The 20,302-nt window shown below is 62.6% G+C and carries 18 protein-coding genes; 6 read left to right on the plus strand and 12 right to left on the minus strand.

The window, feature by feature from the left end; all coding sequences use genetic code 11:
* The first annotated feature begins 15 nt into the window (after nucleotides 1-15).
* A complete protein-coding gene (locus BM408_RS07135) occupies nucleotides 16-2,157 on the plus strand; it encodes an acyl-CoA dehydrogenase (RefSeq protein WP_092128320.1) in 2,142 nt (713 codons plus the stop codon).
* On the opposite strand, the gene BM408_RS07140 is transcribed toward BM408_RS07135, so the two are convergent.
* Nucleotides 2,144-2,776, minus strand: coding sequence for a DUF5701 family protein (locus BM408_RS07140; protein ID WP_217649420.1), 633 nt, complete (start codon nucleotides 2,774-2,776; stop codon nucleotides 2,144-2,146). The genes BM408_RS07135 and BM408_RS07140 overlap by 14 nt on opposite strands.
* A 77-nt stretch (nucleotides 2,777-2,853) precedes the next feature.
* Here BM408_RS07140 and BM408_RS07145 point away from each other — a divergent pair, with 77 nt between their 5' ends.
* Entirely contained in the window at nucleotides 2,854-3,630 is a 777-nt protein-coding gene (locus tag BM408_RS07145; protein ID WP_092128322.1) for a TetR/AcrR family transcriptional regulator, read from the plus strand.
* On the opposite strand, the gene BM408_RS07150 is transcribed toward BM408_RS07145, so the two are convergent.
* From BM408_RS07150 to lgt, 6 genes are all read right to left on the minus strand, one after another.
* Nucleotides 3,619-5,139 carry a malonate--CoA ligase gene (locus tag BM408_RS07150; protein WP_092128324.1) on the minus strand — a complete coding sequence of 507 codons (1,521 nt, stop codon included), beginning with the start codon at nucleotides 5,137-5,139 and terminating at the stop codon, nucleotides 3,619-3,621. The genes BM408_RS07145 and BM408_RS07150 overlap by 12 nt on opposite strands.
* Nucleotides 5,140-5,175: 36 nt before the next feature.
* Nucleotides 5,176-5,967 carry an enoyl-CoA hydratase/isomerase family protein gene (locus BM408_RS07155; protein ID WP_092128326.1) on the minus strand — a complete coding sequence of 264 codons (792 nt, stop codon included), beginning with the start codon at nucleotides 5,965-5,967 and terminating at the stop codon, nucleotides 5,176-5,178.
* A 7-nt stretch (nucleotides 5,968-5,974) separates the two neighbouring features.
* Complete coding sequence (locus BM408_RS07160; protein ID WP_092128328.1) at nucleotides 5,975-6,973, minus strand: Bug family tripartite tricarboxylate transporter substrate binding protein; 999 nt, start codon at nucleotides 6,971-6,973, stop codon at nucleotides 5,975-5,977.
* A 99-nt stretch (nucleotides 6,974-7,072) separates the two neighbouring features.
* A complete protein-coding gene (locus tag BM408_RS07165) occupies nucleotides 7,073-8,554 on the minus strand; it encodes a malonyl-CoA decarboxylase domain-containing protein (RefSeq protein WP_092128330.1) in 1,482 nt (493 codons plus the stop codon).
* Nucleotides 8,551-9,219, minus strand: a complete 669-nt coding sequence (locus tag BM408_RS07170; protein WP_092128332.1) for a GntR family transcriptional regulator — start codon at nucleotides 9,217-9,219, stop codon at nucleotides 8,551-8,553. The genes BM408_RS07165 and BM408_RS07170 overlap by 4 nt, the downstream gene beginning before the upstream one ends.
* A gap of 376 nt (nucleotides 9,220-9,595) precedes the next feature.
* Complete coding sequence (gene lgt / locus BM408_RS07175; RefSeq protein ID WP_092128335.1) at nucleotides 9,596-10,411, minus strand: prolipoprotein diacylglyceryl transferase; 816 nt, start codon at nucleotides 10,409-10,411, stop codon at nucleotides 9,596-9,598.
* A 100-nt stretch (nucleotides 10,412-10,511) separates the two neighbouring features.
* Here lgt and BM408_RS07180 point away from each other — a divergent pair, with 100 nt between their 5' ends.
* Nucleotides 10,512-11,063 (plus strand): DUF4124 domain-containing protein, encoded by a 552-nt coding sequence (locus BM408_RS07180; RefSeq protein WP_092128337.1) that lies wholly within the window; start codon nucleotides 10,512-10,514, stop codon nucleotides 11,061-11,063.
* Here BM408_RS07180 and BM408_RS07185 read toward each other — a convergent pair.
* Complete coding sequence (locus BM408_RS07185) at nucleotides 11,041-11,994, minus strand: LysR family transcriptional regulator (RefSeq protein ID WP_092128339.1); 954 nt, start codon at nucleotides 11,992-11,994, stop codon at nucleotides 11,041-11,043. The two genes, BM408_RS07180 and BM408_RS07185, sit on opposite strands and share 23 nt — an antisense overlap.
* 172 nt (nucleotides 11,995-12,166) lie before the next feature.
* On the opposite strand from BM408_RS07185, the gene ilvD reads away from it, so the two are divergent.
* Nucleotides 12,167-13,867 (plus strand): dihydroxy-acid dehydratase, encoded by a 1,701-nt coding sequence (gene ilvD, locus BM408_RS07190; protein ID WP_092128567.1) that lies wholly within the window; start codon nucleotides 12,167-12,169, stop codon nucleotides 13,865-13,867.
* Between the two features lie 164 nt (nucleotides 13,868-14,031).
* Here ilvD and BM408_RS07195 read toward each other — a convergent pair whose 3' ends face one another.
* A complete protein-coding gene (locus tag BM408_RS07195; RefSeq protein WP_092128341.1) occupies nucleotides 14,032-14,280 on the minus strand; it encodes a TIGR04438 family Trp-rich protein in 249 nt (82 codons plus the stop codon).
* Between the two features lie 137 nt (nucleotides 14,281-14,417).
* Here BM408_RS07195 and BM408_RS07200 point away from each other — a divergent pair, with 137 nt between their 5' ends.
* The gene (locus BM408_RS07200; protein ID WP_092128344.1) at nucleotides 14,418-14,732 is read left to right on the plus strand and encodes a c-type cytochrome; all 315 of its coding nucleotides are present in this window, start codon (nucleotides 14,418-14,420) and stop codon (nucleotides 14,730-14,732) included.
* A 62-nt stretch (nucleotides 14,733-14,794) separates the two neighbouring features.
* On the opposite strand, the gene acs is transcribed toward BM408_RS07200, so the two are convergent.
* Nucleotides 14,795-16,792 (minus strand): acetate--CoA ligase, encoded by a 1,998-nt coding sequence (gene acs / locus BM408_RS07205; protein WP_092128347.1) that lies wholly within the window; start codon nucleotides 16,790-16,792, stop codon nucleotides 14,795-14,797.
* Between the two features lie 150 nt (nucleotides 16,793-16,942).
* Between acs and BM408_RS07210 the strand changes: the two genes are divergently transcribed.
* Nucleotides 16,943-17,557: a YqhA family protein gene (locus BM408_RS07210; protein WP_092128349.1), complete on the plus strand. Its 615-nt coding sequence runs from the start codon at nucleotides 16,943-16,945 to the stop codon at nucleotides 17,555-17,557.
* A gap of 18 nt (nucleotides 17,558-17,575) precedes the next feature.
* On the opposite strand, the gene nhaA is transcribed toward BM408_RS07210, so the two are convergent.
* On the minus strand, nucleotides 17,576-18,766 hold the full coding sequence (gene nhaA / locus BM408_RS07215; RefSeq protein ID WP_092128351.1) for a Na+/H+ antiporter NhaA: 1,191 nt from the start codon (nucleotides 18,764-18,766) through the stop codon (nucleotides 17,576-17,578).
* Between the two features lie 109 nt (nucleotides 18,767-18,875).
* Entirely contained in the window at nucleotides 18,876-20,210 is a 1,335-nt protein-coding gene (oxlT, locus tag BM408_RS07220; protein ID WP_092128353.1) for an oxalate/formate MFS antiporter, read from the minus strand.
* Nucleotides 20,211-20,302 lie beyond the last annotated feature (92 nt).

Below are 20,302 nucleotides of genomic sequence, written 5' to 3' on the forward strand. Positions count from 1 at the left end.
ACTCAGGAGAAACCCATGGGATTTGCCCAGTGGCTAGGCCAGGCCGCCATGAAACCCTTTGCCCGTGCCCTGCCCGCCATGGGCGACACCGAACGGGCCGCACTGGAAGCCGGCACCGTCGGGTTTGAAGGCCGGTTGTTCTCGGGAACGCCCGATTTTGATGCGCTGCTGGCTGCCGGCCCCAATGTGCTCACCGCCAGGGAACAGGCCTTCCTGGACAACGAAGTCCGCGCGCTGTGCGCCCTGCTGGATGATTTCGCCATCGACCAGGCCGGCGACTTGCCGGCCGAAGTCTGGACTTTCATGCGCGACAAACGCTTCTTCGGCATGATCATCCCCGAGGAATGGGGCGGCCTGGGCTTCAGCCACTACGCCCACGCCACCGTGGTGACGCGCATCGCCACCCTCAACATTTCAGCCGCCGTGACCGTGATGGTGCCCAACTCCCTGGGCCCGGCCGAACTGCTGCTGCGCTACGGCACCACCGTGCAAAAGCAGCACTACCTGCCCCGCCTGGCCGACGGCCGCGACCTGCCCTGCTTCGGCCTGACTTCGCCCTACGCAGGCTCCGACGCCGCCTCCATCCCCGACCGGGGCGTTCTCACCGAGCGGGAAATTGATGGCGTCATGGTGCGCGGCTTCAGCGTCAATTTCTCCAAGCGCTACATCACGCTGGCGCCTGTCGCCACTGTCGTCGGCCTGGCCTTTAACGCGATCGACGAAACTCTGCCGGAAGGCCAGCGCAACCTGGGCATCACCTGCGCGCTGATCCCGGTGCCGCAGCCCGGCATGCAGATCGGCCGGCGGCACCGTCCCATGGACGCCGCCTTCATGAACGGCCCCATCGAAGGCCGCGAAGTCTTTATCCCCATGGAATGGATCATCGGCGGCGAGCAGCAAGTCGGCCAGGGCTGGCGCATGCTGATGGAATGCCTGGCGGCCGGGCGCGCCATCTCCTTGCCGGCGCTGGGCTCGGCCATGCAGCAAACAGCCCTTTTTGTCGCCAACGGCTACGGCCAGGTGCGCGAGCAGTTCGGCCTGCCAATTGGCCGCTTTGACGCGATCGCCGGCGTAATTGCGGAAATGGCGTGCGAGCTTTACGCAACCGACGCCGCCCGCCGCTACACCGCGGCCGTGCTCGACAAAGGTGAGCAGCCCAGCGTGGCCAGCGCCATCCTGAAAGTGCATCTCACGGAAGCCGGCCGGCGGGCCGTTAACCACGGCATGGACATCCTGGGCGGCAAGGGCATCATCCAGGGCCCGTCCAACCTGCTGTCGGTGGCCTACCGCGGCGCGCCCATCGCCATCACGGTGGAAGGCGCCAACATCCTCACCCGCTCATTGATTATTTTTGGCCAGGGCGCCGTGCGCTGCCACCCTTATGTGATGAAGGAAATGGAGGCAGTGCGTGACAACAATGCGGAGGCACTGGGCGAAGCGCTGATGGGCCACGGCGGCCACGTACTGCGCAATTTCTGGCACAGCATTGCCGGCGCGCCGCTGCAAGGCACGCCGCCCGCGGGGCTCGAAAAAGAAGCCCGGCTGATCGCCCGCCTGAGCAGCCAGTACGCGCTGACCTGCGACCTGGCCATGGGCCTTCTGGGCGGGAAACTCAAGCGCATGGAGCTACTCTCGGCCCGGCTCGGCGACGTGCTGGCCCACCTTTACATGGCCAGTGCCAGCCTGTGGCGTTACGCCTACGAAAAGGATGCGGACATGCTGCCGGTTGCGCGCGCCGCGATTCGCATGCAGCTCGACCAGGCCGGCGATGCGCTGGAGGCGCTTTACGCCAACTTCCCGTCACCGCTCAGGCGTGTAGTGGGCGCGATGGTGCTCAACCGCAGCACGCGCCTGGCGCCGCTTCGCGATGTTCAGTTGCTCGAACTTGCCAAGCTGCTACGAACCAGCCCCGCTGTGGCGAAGCGCCTGTGCCCGGACCTGGCCACACCCACCAGCGGCGGGCTGCGCAACCTGATGGATGCGCTGGATCTGGCGGCGCAGTTGGGCGAAGACACCGTGACACTCAACAAAGCCGTGCGCAGCAACCAGTCGATGGAACGCGCCGCGCAGGCCTCAAGCCGGCCCGAACTGGCGCTGGCCTACCTGCGCGCCGCCGACAAGGTGATCCAGGTCGACGACTTTCCTAGCCAGGAATAGCCACGCCCGGTGACCGGCCGCTGCACGAAGCGAAGCCAAGCCATGTGTGCGGGTTGCCCTCCCAGCACCAGCCGAGCTTGGGCTGCTTGCCGCTGAGCCAGAGCGCCGGCACCCGCTTGTCGTCACCGCGTGAGCCCAGCATCATGAAGCAGTGATTGGGCTGAAGGAACTCCGGGTACTGCGTCAGCAAGGCCACGCCCTCTTCGATCGTGAGCGGCATTCTGCCTTCGGCGGCGATCCGGGCCCGCGCGTCCTTTGGCACTGCATTGAGGGAGCTGTTGCCCCGGTCGACATCGAGCAGCAAATAGGCGTGCCCTGACGGAATCGCCAGGGACGGGGCCGGCCGGAAGAAATCGGGCTTGCGGGGAAAGAGCCGCTCAATCGCCGCCCGGCCGTCACGCACGACCAGCGGCAAGGTCTTGGCTACCGGCGCAGCCGCGCAATTCACGACCAGCACATAAGCAACCGTCCCTTCTGCCACGTCCAGCCCCGGCGCCTCGGCAGAAACATGGGCACGCAAACCATCAAGGTGTTCGCGGAATTCTCCTGCTGAGCAACCGAGCATCGCCGGATACCCGAGCGCCACCAGGCGATCAAGCTGTTCTTCGAAAGCTTTCAATGGATTCCTTTTTTGTTTACAACGTACGCCATTGTGCATAATATCGACACCCAATGTCAAATGAAGGAGCGAACAAGGTGCCATCCAGATTCACGGGTCGTGGCGATCCGCAGACCACGCTCACGCTGTTGTGGGACCTGCCCCGCAGCACCAAACCCGGGCGCAGGCCCGGCCTCACGCCGTCGCTCATAGGCGCCCAGGCCATGGCGCTGGCCGATGCCTCCGGCCTGGAGGCCCTGACCATGCGCACGCTGGGTGAGCGGCTAGGCGTGTCCGCCATGTCGCTCTACCGCTATGTGCCCGGCAAACCGGAGCTGCTGGACCTCATCGTTGAACTCGCCTATGCCGAGCTGCCCGAAACATTGCCGGACGCCGGCTGGGAGACACGCCTTCAGTGCGTGGCGCGCGATGCCTGGGCGCTGTACCAGCGCCACCCCTGGATGCTGGAGGTATCAACCTACCGCGCTTCGCTGGGGCCGCACTCGATCCGCAAATACGAGCGCGAACTGAGCGCGGTGGCCGATGCGGGCCTTGGCGATCTCGATATGGACCTGGTGGTTGCGGCCGTGTCCGACTTTGTGCGCGGCGCCGCGAGGAACGCCATCGATGCCCGGACTGCGATGCAGGTCACCGGCAACTCCGATGAAGAGTGGTGGGCGCTGCATGCGGGCCTGATGCAGCAGCTGGTCGATCCGCAGGTGTTCCCACTCGCCGTCAGGATAGGCGCCAAGGCCGGCGCTGAGTACGGCGGCACCACCGACCCTGCGCGCTCCTTTGCCTTCGGCCTGGCAAGGCTGATTGAGGGCGTGCGGCTGTTCGCCGCGGCTGGCGGCGCCGGCCCTCTAGGCGAATAGCGCCTTGTACTGCTCGCGCAGCAGATTCTTCTGTACCTTGCCCATGGTGTTGCGCGGCAGTTCATTGACGACAAAGCACTGCTTGGGAATCTTGAAGTTGGCCAGCTTCGACTTCAGCTCACCCACAATCCTGCCGCCCTCAAGCGAGGCGCCTGGCTTGGCAATGACGACTGCCACGCCGACTTCGCCAAAATCCGGATGCGGCACGCCGACCAGCGCGCTTTCGGCCACGCCGGGCATGTCGTTGATGTAGCCCTCGATCTCCGCCGGATAGACGTTGTAGCCGCCGCTGATGATGAGGTCTTTGCTTCGGCCCACAATGACGATGTAGCCGCGCTCGTCGATCTTGCCGACGTCGCCCGTCTTGAAGTAGCCGTCTGCGGTGAACTCCTCTTTCGTCTTCTCCGGCATACGCCAATAGCCCTTGAAGATGTTCGGACCCTTGACCTGGATGCCGCCTATCTCGCCGGCCGGCAAGGACTGCCCGCCTTCGTCCTGTACACGCAGGCTGACACCGGGCAGCGCAAAGCCCACAGTGCCGCCGCGCCGCTCGGCGCCTTCATACGGGTTGGAGGTGAGCATGACGGTCTCCGACATGCCGTAGCGCTCCAGGATGGTGTGGCCGGTGCGCTCTTTCCATTCGTTGAAGGTTTCGATGAGCAAAGGCGCCGACCCCGCCACAAAGAGGCGCATGTTGCGGCAGGCCTCGCGGGTCAGCCCCGGCTCCGCCAGCAGGCGCACATACAAGGTGGGTACGCCCATGAACACTGTGGCTTCGGGCAGTTTTTTCACCACCAGTTTGGGGTCAAACTTCGCCAGCCAGATCATCTTGCTGCCGTTGATGAGCGCACCGTGAATCGCAACAAAAAGGCCGTGCACATGAAAGATCGGCAAGGCATGGATCAGCACATCGCCCTTTTTCCAGCCCCAGTAGTCTTTCAGCACGAGCGCATTGCTCAGCATATTGCCGTGCGTCAGCATTGCGCCTTTGCTGCGGCCCGTGGTGCCGCTGGTGTAGAGGATGGCGGCGAGGTCATCTGCCTGCCGCGCCACCGCCTCGTGCTGGTCACTGCAATGCGCCGCCCGGTCCAGCAGCGAGCCGGTGCGGTCATCGTCCAGCGTGAACACATTCTGTGTGCCGGCCTTGAAGGCGATCTTGCTGACCCAGCCGAAGTTCTTGCCGCTGCACACCATCACCGAGGGCTCGGCGTTGCCGATGAAGTATTCGATCTCGGCGCTCTGGTAGGCAGTGTTGAGCGGCAAAAACACATAACCGGCGCGCAAGGTCGCCAGGTAAAGCATCATGGCCTCCACCGATTTTTCAACCTGTACCGCCACCCTGGCGCCTTCAGGCAAGCCGAGCGAGGCCAGCAGGTTGGCCATCATTGCGGTGCCGCGTTCGAGGTCACGCCACGAATAGCTCAGGCCGGTGTCGGTTTCAACGGCGACCTCATCCAGCGAAGCAGGGAAAGCGGCCCGCAGCGCGGCAAACAAATTATGGTTTTTCATAAGTCAGACGGTCAGTAATAAAAAGATCAGCGGAAGTCAGTGCTCCGGGGCGTCAAACCGGGGCGGGCGTTTTTCAATAAAGGCGGTCACGCCTTCGCGGTGCTCGGGCGACGCAGCGTAGCGGTAAGCGCCTGCTATTAATTCGGTAGCCGCTTGCGGGCTACCGGCGGGGGCCAGAGCCCGAAATGCCTGTTTATTCAGCCGCGCGGCGCCCGGTGCAAGTGTCGCGCAGCGGTTCATGTATTCCATGGCCGCAGCGCTCGCATCGCCAGCTGCCACCACCTGGTTGAGGAAGCCGCGCTGCTTCATCTCCGCGGCGCCCAGCACTGCAGCCGACAGCAGCATCTCGCGGGCCGTCAACTCGCCAGCCACACGCATCACCAGCGCGGCCTCGCGCGGCGCCATGGGAAACCCAAGCTTCGCAATGGGCGCGCCGAATTTCGCCGTGTCACCGGCAACGCGGATGTCGCAGCAGCTGGCGATCTCCATGCCGGCGCCCATGCAGTTGCCCTCAACTTGCGCGACCACGGGCACATCGCAGTCCAGCATGGCTTGCAAGCCGCCCCAGACATCGCCCTCGTGAAATTCGCGCAGGCCGGTTTCTTCAAACCGGAAACCGGCGTACTCCGAAATATCGCCACCGGCGCAGAAGTGCCCGCCCTCGCCTCGCATCAGCACGCAGCGCAAGGCTGCGTTTTGCTGGATGCTTTCAAACACCGCGCGCAGCTCGCGCCACATGGCGCGAGACATCGCATTGAGCTTGCCGGGGTGAGACAGGGTCACGAAGGCAAGGGCGCCCTTCACTTCCAGCAGAACGGCGCCGGTCATTCAAAGGTCATTCAAGTTTGGCGCCGGAGGCCTTCACCACGGCCGACCAGCGTTTGACCTCATTGCTCACAAAGGTGCCGAACTGCTGCGGCGTGAGGTTGCCGAAGTCCGCGCCGTTGCTGGCCCAGATGGTCTTGAGTTCATCGGTGGCGGAGGCCTTGCGCAGGTCGTCCACGATGCGCGCCTGCACGTCGGCCGGTGTGTTCTTGGGCGCCCAGATGCCGTACCAGGTGGTCACGGTGTACTCGGGCAAACCGAGCTCGCCGGCGCAAGGTACATCGGGGAAGGCCGGGTTGCGCTTGGTGCCGGCCACCATCAGCGCCTTGATGCGGCCGCCCTTGATATGCGCCGCCGAGGAACCCAGCCCGTCAAACATCATATCGACGTTGCCGGAGATCAAGTCCTGCAGGGCCGGGCCCGCACCGCGGTAAGGAATGTGCGTGATGAAGGTTTTGGTCTGCTGCTTGAAGAGCTCGCCCGCCAGGTGGTGCGACGTGCCTGCACCGGCCGAGCCGTAGTTGTACTTGCCCGGCGCCTTGCGCACGGCCTCGATGTAGGCCTTGAAGTCGGCGAAAGGCATGTTGCGCGGGTTGACCACCAGCACCTGCGGCACGTTGGCCATCAGCGCCAGGGGCGCAAAGTCTTTTTCGATGTCGTAGTCCAGCTTGGGGTACATCGACGGTGCAATGGTGTGATGCACCGCGCCCATAAAGAGTGTGTAGCCATCGGGCTGCGCCTTGGCGGCGATGCTGGCGCCCAGCGTGCCGCCGGCGCCGCCGCGGTTGTCGATGATGAGCGTCTTGCCCGTGAGCTTGGCGAACTGGGACGACAAGGGCCGCGCGAACGCGTCGGTGCCGCCGCCGGCCGGAAACGGCACGATCATCGTCACCGGCTTGGTGGGCCATGCCGACTGGGCATAGGCGCCGAAGGACATCGTGGCTGCACCGGCCGCCGCAGCGCGCAAGATATCGCGCCGGGAACCGCTGGCTTCAAAATTGAAAGTCATCTCTGTCTCCTGTCGTTGTTGAATCAGAAAAATAAACCCAGTAAAAAAAGCACACTCAACACGGTGCGACGATTACCCGCCGCAATCCTAAGTACACATTCAAATGTACAAATCTTCAATGTCACCTGATACGGGGATTTCCCCCTGTGCGAGCAGCGCGCGGTGCCGGTCCAGGCGCCTCAGGTCATAGAGGTAATTCACCATCAGGCCATAAGACTGTTTCAGCCCTTTGGGCGTTGGGTCACCAGCCCAGTTGATGCGCTCTATGCGCGCGCCGTTGCCCAAGTGAAAGCGCGCCACAGGATCCAGCGGCTTACCCTCTTCCATCGCACGGCCCAGGTAGTGCGCCGCGCATTGCAGTAGCATCTTGCGCACCGGCGATTTATCGGCCAGTTGCAGCGGGTCTTCAATCGCGCTGAGAAAATGCCCCGCGCCCGGAGGCTCAAAACCCACGGCACGGCCGAGAGCCGAACGTTCCTTCTCATTCAACTTGTCGAGCATCGCGCCGGCATTCTTGCCCAGCCAGCCGCGAAAGCCCGGAATCGGCGAAAGCGTCGCAAAGGTCTTGAGCTTGGGGAACTCTTCCTTGAGTGTTTCGACCACACGCTTGATCAATGAATCGCCAAAACTCACACCGCGCAAGCCTGCCTGCGTGTTGCTGATGGAATAAAAAATCGCGGTGGTGGCGCGACTCAGGTCCGACGGCGCGGCCAGTTCGTCAAGCAGCGGCATGATGTCGCCAGCGATCTGCTCGACCATGGCGACTTCCACAAAGATCAGCGGCACTTCGGGCAGGCGCGGGTGGAAAAAGCCGTAGCAGCGCCTGTCGCTGTCGAGCCGGTTCTTTACATCAGCCCAGCCCTTGATGTCATGCACGGCCTCGTACTTGATGAGCTTTTCAATCAGCGAGGCTGGTGAATCCCAGGTGATGCGGCGCAGGTCGAGAAAGCCCACGTCGAACCAGGTGGAAAACATGTATTCCATCTCGACGTCCAGCGCCAGCAGGCGCTTGTCGGCCTTGAGGCTGGGCTGCATGTCGGCACGCATGTCGACCAGAAACTGGATGCCGCCCGGGTAGACGCTGAAGCGTTGCAGCAAACGCCGGCGCGGCGACACCGTGGCGCGGCGGTAGCGCACCTCGGCCACCGCTTCTTCAGGCGTGCCCACCGCCGCGGCAAACTGCGCCTGCGCGGCCTTGACCTTTTGCGGATTGGCGACGAATTGCTCGCTCATCAGCATCCACAGGTCGCGCCGGCGCGCGGGTGTGGCGCCTTCGTACCAGGCGGCAATCGACATGGCCCGGCGGCCGCCTTCCACCTCGCTCACACGCGGGTCGATGATGGCCTGCAACTCCTGCAGCGTGCGGCGCAGCACGCGCGGCGACAGCGCCTCGTCTTTCTGGCTCAACGTGGCCTGCAAACGCTCGTGTGTGTTGCGTGATGGCAGGACTGCATTCGCCGCAGTCTTTTTACCGGCGGCTTGTGCTTTATCCGCGGACGCGGCAGCGGTTTTTTCTGTAGAAGCCTTGTCGCCCGACGTGAGCCGGGAGACGTTGCGGCTGAGCCAGTCGGCGGCGCTCATGAGGCCACCCGCGAGCGTTGGTTGCGGGCCAGGTCGCGCAGCGCCTCTCGCTGGCGCGTGAGGTGGGTGCGCATGGCGGCTTCGGCGCCCTCGCTGTCGCGGCTTTTGAGGGCGGCGAACACCGTCATGTGCTCCGACAGGCTTTGCGCCAGACGGCCGGGCGCGTGCAGCTGTTGCAGCCGGGCCAGCTTGAGGATCTTGCGCAGGTCGGCAATGGCCTGCGCCAGCCAGCGGTTGTCGGCCAACAGGATGATGGCCTCGTGGATGGCAAAGTTGGTGGCGTAGTACTCGTTGATCCTGCCGGCGCTGGCGTGGCTGTTCAGGCGCTCATGCAGCGTGGTGAGCGCCGCCAGGTCGGCATCGGTGGCGTTGCGCGCCGCTTCGTAGGCGCAGCGGCCCTCCAGCAGCGCAATGACGGGGAAGATGTCGTCAAGGTCTTTTTCGGTGACTTCATTGACGAAGCAGCCGCGCCGGGGTTCGTGGCGCAGCAAGCCTTCCGATGTCAGCACCTTGAGCGCCTCGCGCAACGGCGTGCGGGAGATCTCCAGGCGCTCGCACAGCGCCACCTCGTCCAGAAAGCTTCCGGGCGCCAGCTGGCCGGCAAAGATTTGCTCCCGCAGCGTGTCGGCGACTTCCTGGTGCAATGAACTCTGGACAAGACGCATGGCATGACCCCTTGACTGACACACAACCCGTCGGCGAGACGGCCCTTTGCAAACACCCGCCCGAAAACTCATTTCACGACTGGCGTATCGCCTGAAGCAGCAATAATTTCAAGTAATTACCTGTAATTATGAAAAATAACAAGCACGCCATCAAGTGGTATGTGCCTGAAAACGACAGGGAAAAACCCGTAGACGCCAGACCGGAGCTTGGGAGCTTGGGAGCTTGGGAGCTTGGGAGCTTGGGAGCTTGGGAGCTTGGGAGCTTGGGGGTACGCCGGGCCAGGCGGACAGGCGGACCGGAGTGGGCCTGCCCGGGCAGGCCGCCTGCACGCGGCCACCCTGCCCGCTATCAAACAGATAGCTGCCTACGCTCGTCCTATAAGGCCTGGGGCCGCTTTGAAGCCCAAACCCAGAGCCAGGCGCCACCCACAATCATGGGCACGCACAGCCACTGACCCATGCTCATACCCAGGGCGAGGATGCCGAGGAACTCGTCGGGCTCGCGGAAGAACTCGGCAATGAAGCGGAACACGCCATAGCCCAGCAGGAAAGCGCCGGAGACCTGCCCTGTCTTGCGCGGTTTGCGCGCGTACAGCCACAACAGCACAAAAAGCAGCAGCCCTTCCATCAGGAACTGGTAGACCTGCGAAGGATGGCGCGGCTGCATGGAGCCGCTGCCCGGAAACACCATGCCCCAGGGCAACGCCGGGTCGCTGAAACGGCCCCACAGTTCGCCGTTGATGAAGTTGCCGACGCGACCCGCCGCCAGCCCCGTCGGCACGCAAGGCGCCACAAAGTCCATCACCTGCAGCCAGGGCCGCTGGCGCGAGCGCGCAAACCACCACTGCGAGGCCAGCACACCCAGCATGCCGCCGTGAAAGCTCATGCCGCCCTGCCACACGAAAAAAATCTCCAGCGGGTGTGAAAGGTAATAGCCGGGTTTGTAGAAAAGGCAGTAGCCAATGCGCCCGCCAAGCACCACGCCCATCACGCCGAGAAACAGGATGTCTTCGATGTCTTTGCGCGACCAGGCGCCGGGGCCGGTGATGGACGCAAAAGGCTCATGGCGAAGGCGCCGCGTCGCCAAAAAGAAAAACAGGCCGAAAGCCGCCAGGTAAGTCAGGCCGTACCAGTGGATGCCGACAGGGCCGAGCTGAAGCGCGACGGGATTGATTTGGGGATGAGTAAGCATACGGTATTTTGCACGCAAGCCTCGAAACAGAGTCACCAAAAGGGCTTACACACAGGCCGTGCTGGATTAGACTTGGCAAAGAACACTAACCGGAGCCGCCATGCGCCCTGCTTTCCGCCCTGCCCTTGTTACAGGCCTCCTGGGCCTGCTGTTCATGCAACACGCTGCAGCACAGGTCTACCAATGCCTTGACGCCAGCGGAAAAAAAGTTTTCTCGCAATTGCCCTGTGCATCGCCGGCCGCCAAAGATGAAAAGCTCATCATGCGGGCGCCCGGGTTTGTAGCACCCGTCGCGCCGGCGGCACCGGTAGCCGGCACGCCACCACCCAAGGATTGGGCAGCGGAAAACGCGGCGGCCAATGCACGGGCGGCAGCGGCAGACGCCTCCGCTGGCGGATCGCGGCAGACCGCCGCCGTGGGCGGGTTGCGCAAAGGCGGCACCGCACCTACGCCCGCGCCCACCGATAAACAGATCATTGCCAGCTGTGAAGCCAGTCACGGCGCCCGCTGCAGCAGCGCCGGAGAGATCGCGCAGCGCAGGATGGAACAGCGCGAGCTCACTCCGGCGGAAAGGCAGCAGCAGCAAAGTGCGGTAGCGGCGCGCCGGCAGCGCGAGCGCGAAGAGGCTTTTAACCGGTCGATGAATCGATAAAGGCCATGAAGCGCGCCAGCGCAGGGTTGGCGCTGGCGGCGGGCCAGACCAGGCTGGTTTCGCACCCCGGCACCACCACACCGGCAGCACGCGAACCTGAACGCACAGCCCCGGCCGCTGCGCTGCGGTACACCACGCCGGGCCGCTGAAACTGCCGCACGCTTTCAGGCACCCAGGCCACGCCCAGCCCGGCCGACACCAGGTTGACGATGGTCTGCATCTGGATGGCCTCCTGCGCGACCCGCGGCAAATTGCCGGCGCCGTGGTACATGGCAAAGATCGCGTCGTACAGCGAAGGCAGGATGCGCCGGGGAAAGATCACCAGCGGTTGCGCCAGCAGGTCTTTCAGGGCCGGCGCCGTCTGGCCGGCGAGTTCGCTCTGCTCCGGGATGGCAACCACCAGCGGGTCCTGGCTGATGCGCCGCGATGCGAGACCTGGCGGCGCAAACCCGGGCGAATGCAGCATGAAACCCGCATCGATCTCGCCGCGCTCAAAAGCCTGTAGCTGCACGTCACCGGTCGCCTCGATCAGCTCCAGCTGCACCTTGGGGTATTGCTCGCGAAAAGCCCGCACCCAGCGCGGCAGCAGGTCAAAACCCGCCGTCGAGACAAAGGCCAGCCTGAGGCGCCCGGCCTCGCCGTCGGCGCTGGCACGTGCGTAGGCAGGCAGGGCCTGGGCGCGCGCCAGCAGGTCGCGTGCCTCAGGCACCAAGGCAGCGCCCGCCGCCGTGAGCTGCACGCTGCGCTTGGTGCGATCAAAGAGCCGCAAGCCCAGCAGCACTTCCAGTTGCGCAATGGCCTGCGTCAGCGGCGGCTGGGTCATGCTCAGGCGCTGGGCCGCGCGGCCGAAATGGAGCTCTTCGGCCACAGCCAGAAACTGGCGCCACAGGCGAAGCTCGATCAAAGGCGTTTTGCGGAAATTTGTGTCCATAGGGTTCTCGGGACTCGGGTCGCTTTCACGGCATCACTTATATGCAATACATATTAATACACCACACATAATGGATTGGAAAGAATCAATCAAAGCACGCATACTCTGGTTTCCCGAGAACATGCCTGGGCCTTATCAGACGCCCGGCAAGCAACCCACCCACGAGACAGCCATGAACACCAAAACCGTCAACATCGTCGCCAATCCGCGCAGCAAAAACATCACCGAGGGCAAATCGCGCGCGCCCAACCGTTCCATGTACTACGCCATGGGTTACGAGGCGGACGATTTCAAGAAGCCGATGATCGGCGTGGCCAACGGCCACAGCACCATCACGCCCTGCAACAGCGGCCTGCAAAAACTGGCCGACGCGGCGATTGCCGGCATTGAAGAAGCCGGCGGCAACGCCCAGGTGTTCGGCACCCCCACCATCTCCGACGGCATGGCCATGGGCACCGAGGGCATGAAGTACTCCCTCGTGAGCCGCGAAGTGATCTCGGACTGCATCGAAACCTGCGTACAAGGCCAGTGGATGGACGGCGTACTGGTAGTCGGCGGCTGCGACAAGAACATGCCCGGCGGCCTGATGGGAATGCTGCGCGCCAATGTGCCGTCGATTTACGTCTACGGCGGCACCATCCTGCCCGGCAGCTACAAGGGCAAGGACCTCAACATCGTCAGCGTGTTTGAAGCTGTGGGTGAAAACGCCGCCGGCCGCATGAGCGACGAGGACCTGCTGCAGATCGAGCGCCGCGCCATTCCGGGCACCGGCAGCTGCGGCGGCATGTACACGGCCAACACCATGTCCAGCGCTTTTGAAGCGCTCGGCATTTCGCTGCCCTACTCCAGCACCATGGCCAATCCGCATGACGAAAAAATGAACTCGGCCAAAGAGTCGGCCAAGGTGCTCGTTGAAGCTATCAAGAAGGACATCAAACCGCGCGACATCGTCACCAAAAAGGCGATCGAAAACGCCGTGGCGGTGATCATGGCCACCGGTGGTTCCACCAATGCCGTGCTGCACTTCCTGGCCATCGCCCACACCGCCGGCGTCGAATGGAGCATTGACGACTTCGAGCGCGTGCGCCAGCGCACACCCGTGCTGTGCGACCTGAAGCCGTCGGGCAAATACCTCGCGGTCGACCTGCACCGCGCCGGCGGCATCCCGCAAGTGATGAAAACACTGCTGGCCGCCGGCCTGCTGCACGGCGACTGCCTGACGATCTCGGGCCAGACCATCGCCGAGACACTCAAGGACGTGCCCGAAGTGCCGCGCGCCGACCAGGACGTGATCCGCCCCATTAACAACCCCATGTATGCGCAAGGCCACCTGGCCATCCTGAAAGGCAACCTCTCGCCCGAAGGCTGCGTGGCCAAGATCACCGGCCTGAAAAACCCAGTGATGACCGGCCCGGCCCGCGTGTTTGATGACGAGCAGTCCGCACTGGCCGCCATCCTGGCCGGCAAGATCAAGGCTGGCGATGTGATGGTGCTGCGTTACCTCGGCCCCAAGGGCGGCCCCGGCATGCCTGAAATGCTGGCCCCCACCGGCGCGCTGATAGGCGCCGGCCTGGGCGAGAGCGTGGGCCTGATCACCGACGGGCGCTTCTCGGGCGGCACCTGGGGCATGGTGGTCGGCCACGTCGCGCCAGAAGCCGCAGCCGGCGGCAACATCGCCTTCATCCACGAAGGTGACTCCATCACCATCGACTCCAAGCAACTGCTGCTGCAACTGAACATCAGCGACGCGGAGCTGGCCAAGCGCAAGGTGGGCTGGAAGGCCCCCGCGCCGCGTTACACCCGCGGTGTGCAGGCCAAATTCGCGTTCAATGCGTCAAGCGCCAGCAAGGGCGCTGTGCTGGACGACTATTGAGCGCTTATCCCGACCCAGGTTTGGGTCGGTGACACGCTGGAAAACAAAGAGCCCGTGAAGTTACATACTTCACGGGCTCTTTGCTTGCGGGTCACATACCGCTCATGGAACGCCACTACATTGGTTCTTATCAGGTAGCTTGCAACTGCCCGTGCAAGCTCCGTTTATTTCTTCCTTTTCTTGGCTGAAAGCATGCCCATGGCATCACGCTGCTTGTCGATGCGGTCCTGCTTGCGCTGCTCCATTTTTTCGATTTCTTTTTTCTTGGTGTAACCCGATGCATCAGCGTACCACCACCAGACGACGGCTAGCACAAACGGTGACAGCACAATGAACCAGCTCCACGTTGCGACGGGTCCGATTTCCAGGTACTTCAGCGCCAGCGCCGCAATGCCAATCAATAAAAAATACATGGGTTTCTCCTGAGAATATTCCTGAAAATGCCGGCCGAAACCAAGGGGTATCCCCTCGAAACAAGGGTCAACCGACATCACTACAATCACGTTAATTGACTGTAACCGAATCCATAACTACCCCACGAGGACTCTTCATGAAACGTATTCTTTTGGTAATCGCTTCCATGGCTGCAGGTCTTGCAGTATCGACTCCCGCCCTGGCTGACCTGCAACTGGCAACTGCCAAAAACTGCATGACCTGCCACGCCGTCGACAAGAAACTGGTGGGTCCTTCCTACAAAGACGTGGCCGCCAAATACGCCGGCCAGAAAGACGCTGTCGACAAGCTGGCCGCCAAGGTTATCAAAGGCGGCTCAGGTGCCTGGGGCCCGGTGCCAATGCCTGCCAACCCGCAGGTAAGCCCCGATGAAGCCAAGAAACTGGCAGCCTGGATCCTGACAGTCAAATAAGCAGTTCACACGCCCACAAAAAAGCCCGTCATCGACGGGCTTTTTTTAATGCCTGATTCACTTCACTGTTTTTCAGCCAGCTGATCGAGGATGGCGGGGTTCTCTAAAGTAGAAGTGTCCTGCGTAATCGCCTCGCCCTTGGCAATACCGCGCAGGAGGCGGCGCATGATCTTGCCGCTTCGGGTCTTGGGCAGGTTGTCGCCGAAACGGATGTCCTTGGGTTTGGCGATGGGTCCGATTTCCTTGCCGACCCAGTCGCGCAACTCCTTGGCAATCGCCTTGGCTTCATCGCCCGTGGGGCGTGAGCGCTTGAGCACCACAAAAGCCACGATGGCCTCGCCCGTCAGGTCATCGGGCCGCCCCACCACTGCAGCCTCGGCCACCAGTGCGGAATGCGCCACCAGCGCCGATTCGATTTCCATGGTGCCCATGCGGTGGCCCGACACATTGAGTACGTCGTCGATGCGGCCGGTGATGCGGAAGTAACCGTTATCCACGTTGCGCACCGCGCCGTCGCCGGCCAGGTAAATCGTGCCGCCCATTTCCTCGGGGAAATAGCTCTTCTTGAAGCGGTCCGGGTCATTCCAGATGGTGCGAATCATCGAAGGCCAGGGACGCTTCACCACCAGCATGCCACCCGCGCCATTGGGCAAATCCTTGCCGGTTTCGTCGACGATGGCGGTCATGATGCCGGGCAAGGGCAGCGTGCAGCTACCAGGCACTAGCGGTGTTGCGCCGGGCAGCGGCGTAATCATGTGGCCACCGGTTTCGGTTTGCCAGAAGGTGTCCACGATGGGGCAACGCTCGCCGCCCACGTTCTTGTAGTACCACATCCAGGCTTCCGGGTTGATCGGCTCGCCGACGGAGCCCAGGATGCGCAGACTGCTCAAGTCGGAGCGGGCCGGGTGCACTTTCTCGTCAGCCTCGGCGGCCTTGATCAGCGAGCGGATCGCCGTAGGCGCGGTGTAGAAGATCGTGACCTTGTGTTTTTCGATCATCTGCCAGAAGCGGCCGGCGTTCGGGAAAGTCGGGATGCCTTCAAAGATGATCTGCGTCGCGCCTGCTGCCAGCGGGCCGTAGGCCACATAGGTGTGCCCGGTGATCCAGCCGATGTCGGCCGTGCACCAGAACACATCGGCGGGCTGGATGTCGAAGGTCCAGTCCATCGTCAGTTTGGCCCAGAGCAGGTAGCCGCCGGTGCTGTGCTGCACGCCCTTTGGTTTGCCGGTCGAACCCGAGGTGTAGAGGATAAAAAGCGGATGCTCCGCGCCGACGAACTCGGGCTCACACACCGGCGCCGCCTTGGCGGTGATTTCGTGCATCAGGCTGTCACGCCCGGCCACCATGTTGCAGGCGGTCGCCGTGCGCTGGTAGACGATCACATTCTTGATCGACTCGCAGCCGCCCATGGCGATGCCTTCATCGACGATGGCCTTGAGCGGCAGCTCCTTGCCACCGCGCAACTGGTAGTTGGCGGTGATGACGGCCACAGCGCCAGCGTCCTGGATTCGCTCCTGCAAGCTCTTGGCCGAGAAGCCGCCAAACACCACCGAATGCGTGGCGCCTATGCGCGCGCAGGCCTGCATGGCTACCACGCCTTCGACCGTCATCGGCATGTAGATGATGACGCGGTCGCCCTTCTTGATGCCGGCGCCTTTCAGCGCACTGGCAAACTGGCTGACCTTGGCGTGCAGCTCTTTGTAGGTGACGTTGGTGACCTTGCCGTCATCGCTTTCAAAAATAATGGCTTTTTTGTTTTCGGTCGGCGTGCCGAGGTGGCGGTCCAGGCAGTTGTACGAGGCATTGAGCTCGCCGTCGGCAAACCACTTGTAGAACGGGGCCTTGGACTCGTCCAGTGTTTGGGTAAAGGGCTTTTTCCAGCTCAGGTTTTCGCGCGCCAGGCGGGCCCAGAAACCTTCGAAATCCTTCTCGGCTTCCGCGCACAGTGCCTGGTAAGCCGGCATGCCTGAAATGCGCGCAGCCTTCACGGTGGCCGGTGCCGGCGGGAAAATGCGATTCTCGACCAGGGTGGATTCGATCGCGGAGTTAGGGGCGCTCATTGGTTTTGTCTCCTGTTTGTCACTGAATGCGTGGTACTGTCATCTGCCGCACTTACAAGCCACTGACTGGCTTGAACCTTACAAATTCGTCAAATTCGGGCGGTAACCGCCCTCCCTCTACAATGCCGCAACCTCCCAGCTTACGCCATCATGACTGAACCTACCCTACCCCCCGGCTCCACCAAAATCTCTCCGCTGCGCCCGCTTCCCAACCTGATTTTTGCCAGCCGCTGGCTGCAATTGCCGCTCTACCTGGGCCTGATTGCCGCACAGGCGGTATATGTGGTGCATTTCCTGGTCGAGCTGTGGCACCTGATTGAGGCCGCCTTCGGCAGCCAGACCGCCCTGCAGTCGCTGATCACCAGCATCGGCTACAAAACCGCCACCCCCATCGTGTCGCTCAATGAGACCGTCATCATGCTGGTGGTGCTGGCGCTGATCGACGTGGTGATGATCTCCAATCTCTTGATCATGGTGATCGTGGGCGGGTATGAAACCTTTGTGAGCCGCATGAACCTTGAAGGCCACCGCGACCAGCCCGAGTGGCTGAGCCATGTGAACGCCTCGGTGCTGAAAGTGAAGCTGGCCACCGCCATCATCGGCATCAGCTCCATCCACTTGCTGAAAACCTTCATCAACGCCGACAACTACACCAACAAGGTGCTGATCGCGCAGACAGTGATCCACATCACCTTCCTGCTGTCAGCGATTGCGATTGCCTACACCGACAAGATCATGTCGGGCATCGCCGCACAAAAGCACTGAACGCACCGCGCCGGGCAGTCAGTCCGGCGCCTTTTCAGCGCTGCTGGTGCGCATCAGCATCAGCGCCCCCAACACCCCCGAGAGCAGCGAGCCGCACAGCACACCCAGCTTGAGCTGCGTCTCGTACACCGCATCCTGACCTGCAAAGGCCAGCGCGCCGATAAAAAGGCTCATGGTGAAGCCAACGCCGCACAACAGGCATACGCCAAAGAACTGGCTCCAGCCGGACCCTGCGGGCAGGCGCGCACCGGCAAAGCGGATCAGCAGCCACGAAGCGCCAAACACGCCCATGGCCTTGCCCAGCAACAAGCCCGCCGTGATGCCCAGCGGCACGCTCTGCAGCAAGGTCGACACGGTGACGCCTTGCAGCGAAACACCGGCATTGACAAAGGCAAACACCGGCAACACGGCAAAAGCAACCCATGGGTGCAGCGCATGCTCGGCTGCTTTCAAAGGCGAGCCGCCTTTACCGTCGGACAAAGGAATTGCCAGCGCAGTCACCACACCCGCCAGCGTCGCGTGAATGCCGGACTTGTAGACAAAGAGCCAGATCACCAGCCCCACTGCAACATAAGGTCCTATTGCCATGACTTTGGCGCGGTTGAGAGCCAGCAGCACCAGCACACCCACGCCGGCCGCAGCCAGTGCCGACAGCGACAGGCCGTCGGTATAGAAAAACGCAATGATCAAAATGGCGCCCAGGTCGTCGATGATGGCCACGGCCGTCAAAAACACCTTCAGTGACGCCGGCACACGGCTGCCCAGCAGCACCAGGATGCCCAGCGCAAATGCGATGTCGGTGGCCGCCGGGATGGCCCAGCCGCGCAGCGCGACGGGATCGCCGGCATTGATCGCCATATAGATAAGGGCCGGCACCACCATGCCGCCCAAGGCAGCGCCCGCCGGCAAGAGTGCCTGCGCGCGCGAGGCCAGTTCACCTTCGATCAATTCGCGTTTGATCTCCAGCCCCACCAGAAAAAAGAACACCGCCATCCACAAGTCATTGACCCAGTGCAGCAGTGACTTGGAAAGCACCAACCCCTCGCCTACGCGCAATTCGCCAGGCAGGTGCACGAGGCGCTGGTAGGCATCACCCCAGGGTGAGTTGCTGGCGATGAGCGCCAGCACTGCTGCGAGCGCCAGCACCACGCCCGAAAGCGACTGCGAATTGATGAACTGGTTCAGTGTGCGGTGGACAAACTTGAGCATGCCCCTATTGTCCCAGACACAGCGGGCCGCAGATCCGGCTCAGCCGTGAGGCCTTGCGGCCCGGCGCCACTGAGGGCCGCGGGCCGCAGCAAGACCTGTTCTTGTTGCCTTATTGCGCGGAACGCGGAATGGGATTGAAGCCGGCCGCGCTGGCCGGCGCGGCGGCCGGCAACACGGCCTTTTCCATCTCGGCGCGCCGCATCGGGCGCAACACATACCAGGCCATCAGCGCCGCGATCGCGTTCATGACGCTGCCGACAATGAACACGGCGTGCCAGTTGCCGGTCATCGCGGTAAGCACGCTAGAGAGAGGCACCAGCAGTGCCGCAGTGCCCTTGGCGGTGTACAGCAGGCCGGCGTTGGCAGCGGCGTACCGGGAGCCAAAGGTATCGGCGCAGGTCGACGGAAAGAGACTGTAGATCTCGCCCCAGGCGAAGAACACCATGCCCGTCAGGACCACAAAGGCCACCGGGTTGTGACCGAACTGGTACAGCGCCAGGATGCCGATCGATTCGATGCCAAAGGCGATCAGCATGGTTTTTTCACGGCCGATCTGGTCCGACACCCAACCGAAGAAAGGACGGGTCAGGCCGTTAAGCACGCGGTCGATGGCGAGGGCAAACGTGAGCGCGGGCAGCGCCAGGCCCATGATGCTGACAGGCACATCACCGACATGGAAATCCTTGGCGATGGGGCCGAGCTGGGCAGTGGCCATCAAACCGCCGGCCGCGACCATCACGAACATGACGTACATCACCCAGAACACCGGCGAGCGCAGGACTTCAGACGGCTTGTAGTCGCGCCGGCTCTGCTGCACATTGATCGTGGAGATGGCACCGCTCTTGGCCAGGTTCTCCGGTGCGCGCGTCAGCAGGAAGGACACGACGAATACCACCACGCCCTGAATGATGCCGAAGTACAGGAAGGCCGACTGGTAGCCGCTGTCCTTAATCATGGCCGAGATCGGAAGAATCGTGAGCGCAGAACCCGCGCCAAAGCCCGCCGCCGTCAAGCCCGCCGCCAGGCCGCGGCGATCCGGGAACCACTTCAAGGCATTGCCCACGCAAGTGCCGTACACCGCGCCGGCGCCGATACCGCTGATTGCAGCAGCGATGTAGAGCAGTGTCAGCGAATCGGCATAAGAATTCATCACCCAGCCCACACCGCAAAGAAGGCCGCCGATCATCACGACCGGACGAGGGCCGAAGCGGTCGACCAGGTAGCCTTCAATCGGCACAAGCCAGGTCTCGGTCAAAACAAAAATCGTGAAGGCCACCTGTATGGCCGCCTTGCTCCAGCCGTACTTGTCGGCAATTGGATTCACAAAAAGTGTCCAGCCATATTGCAGGTTGGCGATCATCGCCATACAGACGATGCCTAAGAGAAGTTGCATCCAGCGATAAGCGCTGGATGTTGTGGGGGTTGCCTTGTTGGCGTAAGTCATGAAAGTCTCCAGTCGTTTTATGCCGAGGAAATTGCAATTGCAATCGCTGATGCTGTTGTTGTGAGCGGATTGTGAGAGCGTGCATTTGCAAG

It is taken from the genome of Polaromonas sp. YR568, assembly GCF_900116715.1.
Classification (GTDB): Bacteria; Pseudomonadota; Gammaproteobacteria; order Burkholderiales; family Burkholderiaceae_C; genus Polaromonas.

Excerpts from the sequence above, each read along its gene's own strand:
- BM408_RS07135 (WP_092128320.1), top strand. The coding sequence starts at position 16 with ATGGGATTTGCCCAGTGGCTAGGCCAGGCCGCCATGAAACCCTTTGCC.
- BM408_RS07170 (WP_092128332.1), bottom strand. The coding sequence starts at position 9,219 with ATGCGTCTTGTCCAGAGTTCATTGCACCAGGAAGTCGCCGACACGCTG.
- BM408_RS07200 (WP_092128344.1), top strand. The coding sequence starts at position 14,418 with ATGAAACGTATTCTTTTGGTAATCGCTTCCATGGCTGCAGGTCTTGCA.
- BM408_RS07185 (WP_092128339.1), bottom strand. The coding sequence starts at position 11,994 with ATGGACACAAATTTCCGCAAAACGCCTTTGATCGAGCTTCGCCTGTGG.
- ilvD (WP_092128567.1), top strand. The coding sequence starts at position 12,167 with ATGAACACCAAAACCGTCAACATCGTCGCCAATCCGCGCAGCAAAAAC.
- acs (WP_092128347.1), bottom strand. The coding sequence starts at position 16,792 with ATGAGCGCCCCTAACTCCGCGATCGAATCCACCCTGGTCGAGAATCGC.
- BM408_RS07165 (WP_092128330.1), bottom strand. The coding sequence starts at position 8,554 with ATGAGCGCCGCCGACTGGCTCAGCCGCAACGTCTCCCGGCTCACGTCG.
- oxlT (WP_092128353.1), bottom strand. The coding sequence starts at position 20,210 with ATGACTTACGCCAACAAGGCAACCCCCACAACATCCAGCGCTTATCGC.
- BM408_RS07155 (WP_092128326.1), bottom strand. The coding sequence starts at position 5,967 with ATGACCGGCGCCGTTCTGCTGGAAGTGAAGGGCGCCCTTGCCTTCGTG.
- BM408_RS07160 (WP_092128328.1), bottom strand. The coding sequence starts at position 6,973 with ATGACTTTCAATTTTGAAGCCAGCGGTTCCCGGCGCGATATCTTGCGC.
- BM408_RS07150 (WP_092128324.1), bottom strand. The coding sequence starts at position 5,139 with ATGAAAAACCATAATTTGTTTGCCGCGCTGCGGGCCGCTTTCCCTGCT.
- BM408_RS07195 (WP_092128341.1), bottom strand. The coding sequence starts at position 14,280 with ATGTATTTTTTATTGATTGGCATTGCGGCGCTGGCGCTGAAGTACCTG.
- lgt (WP_092128335.1), bottom strand. The coding sequence starts at position 10,411 with ATGCTTACTCATCCCCAAATCAATCCCGTCGCGCTTCAGCTCGGCCCT.
- BM408_RS07210 (WP_092128349.1), top strand. The coding sequence starts at position 16,943 with ATGACTGAACCTACCCTACCCCCCGGCTCCACCAAAATCTCTCCGCTG.
- BM408_RS07180 (WP_092128337.1), top strand. The coding sequence starts at position 10,512 with ATGCGCCCTGCTTTCCGCCCTGCCCTTGTTACAGGCCTCCTGGGCCTG.
- nhaA (WP_092128351.1), bottom strand. The coding sequence starts at position 18,766 with ATGCTCAAGTTTGTCCACCGCACACTGAACCAGTTCATCAATTCGCAG.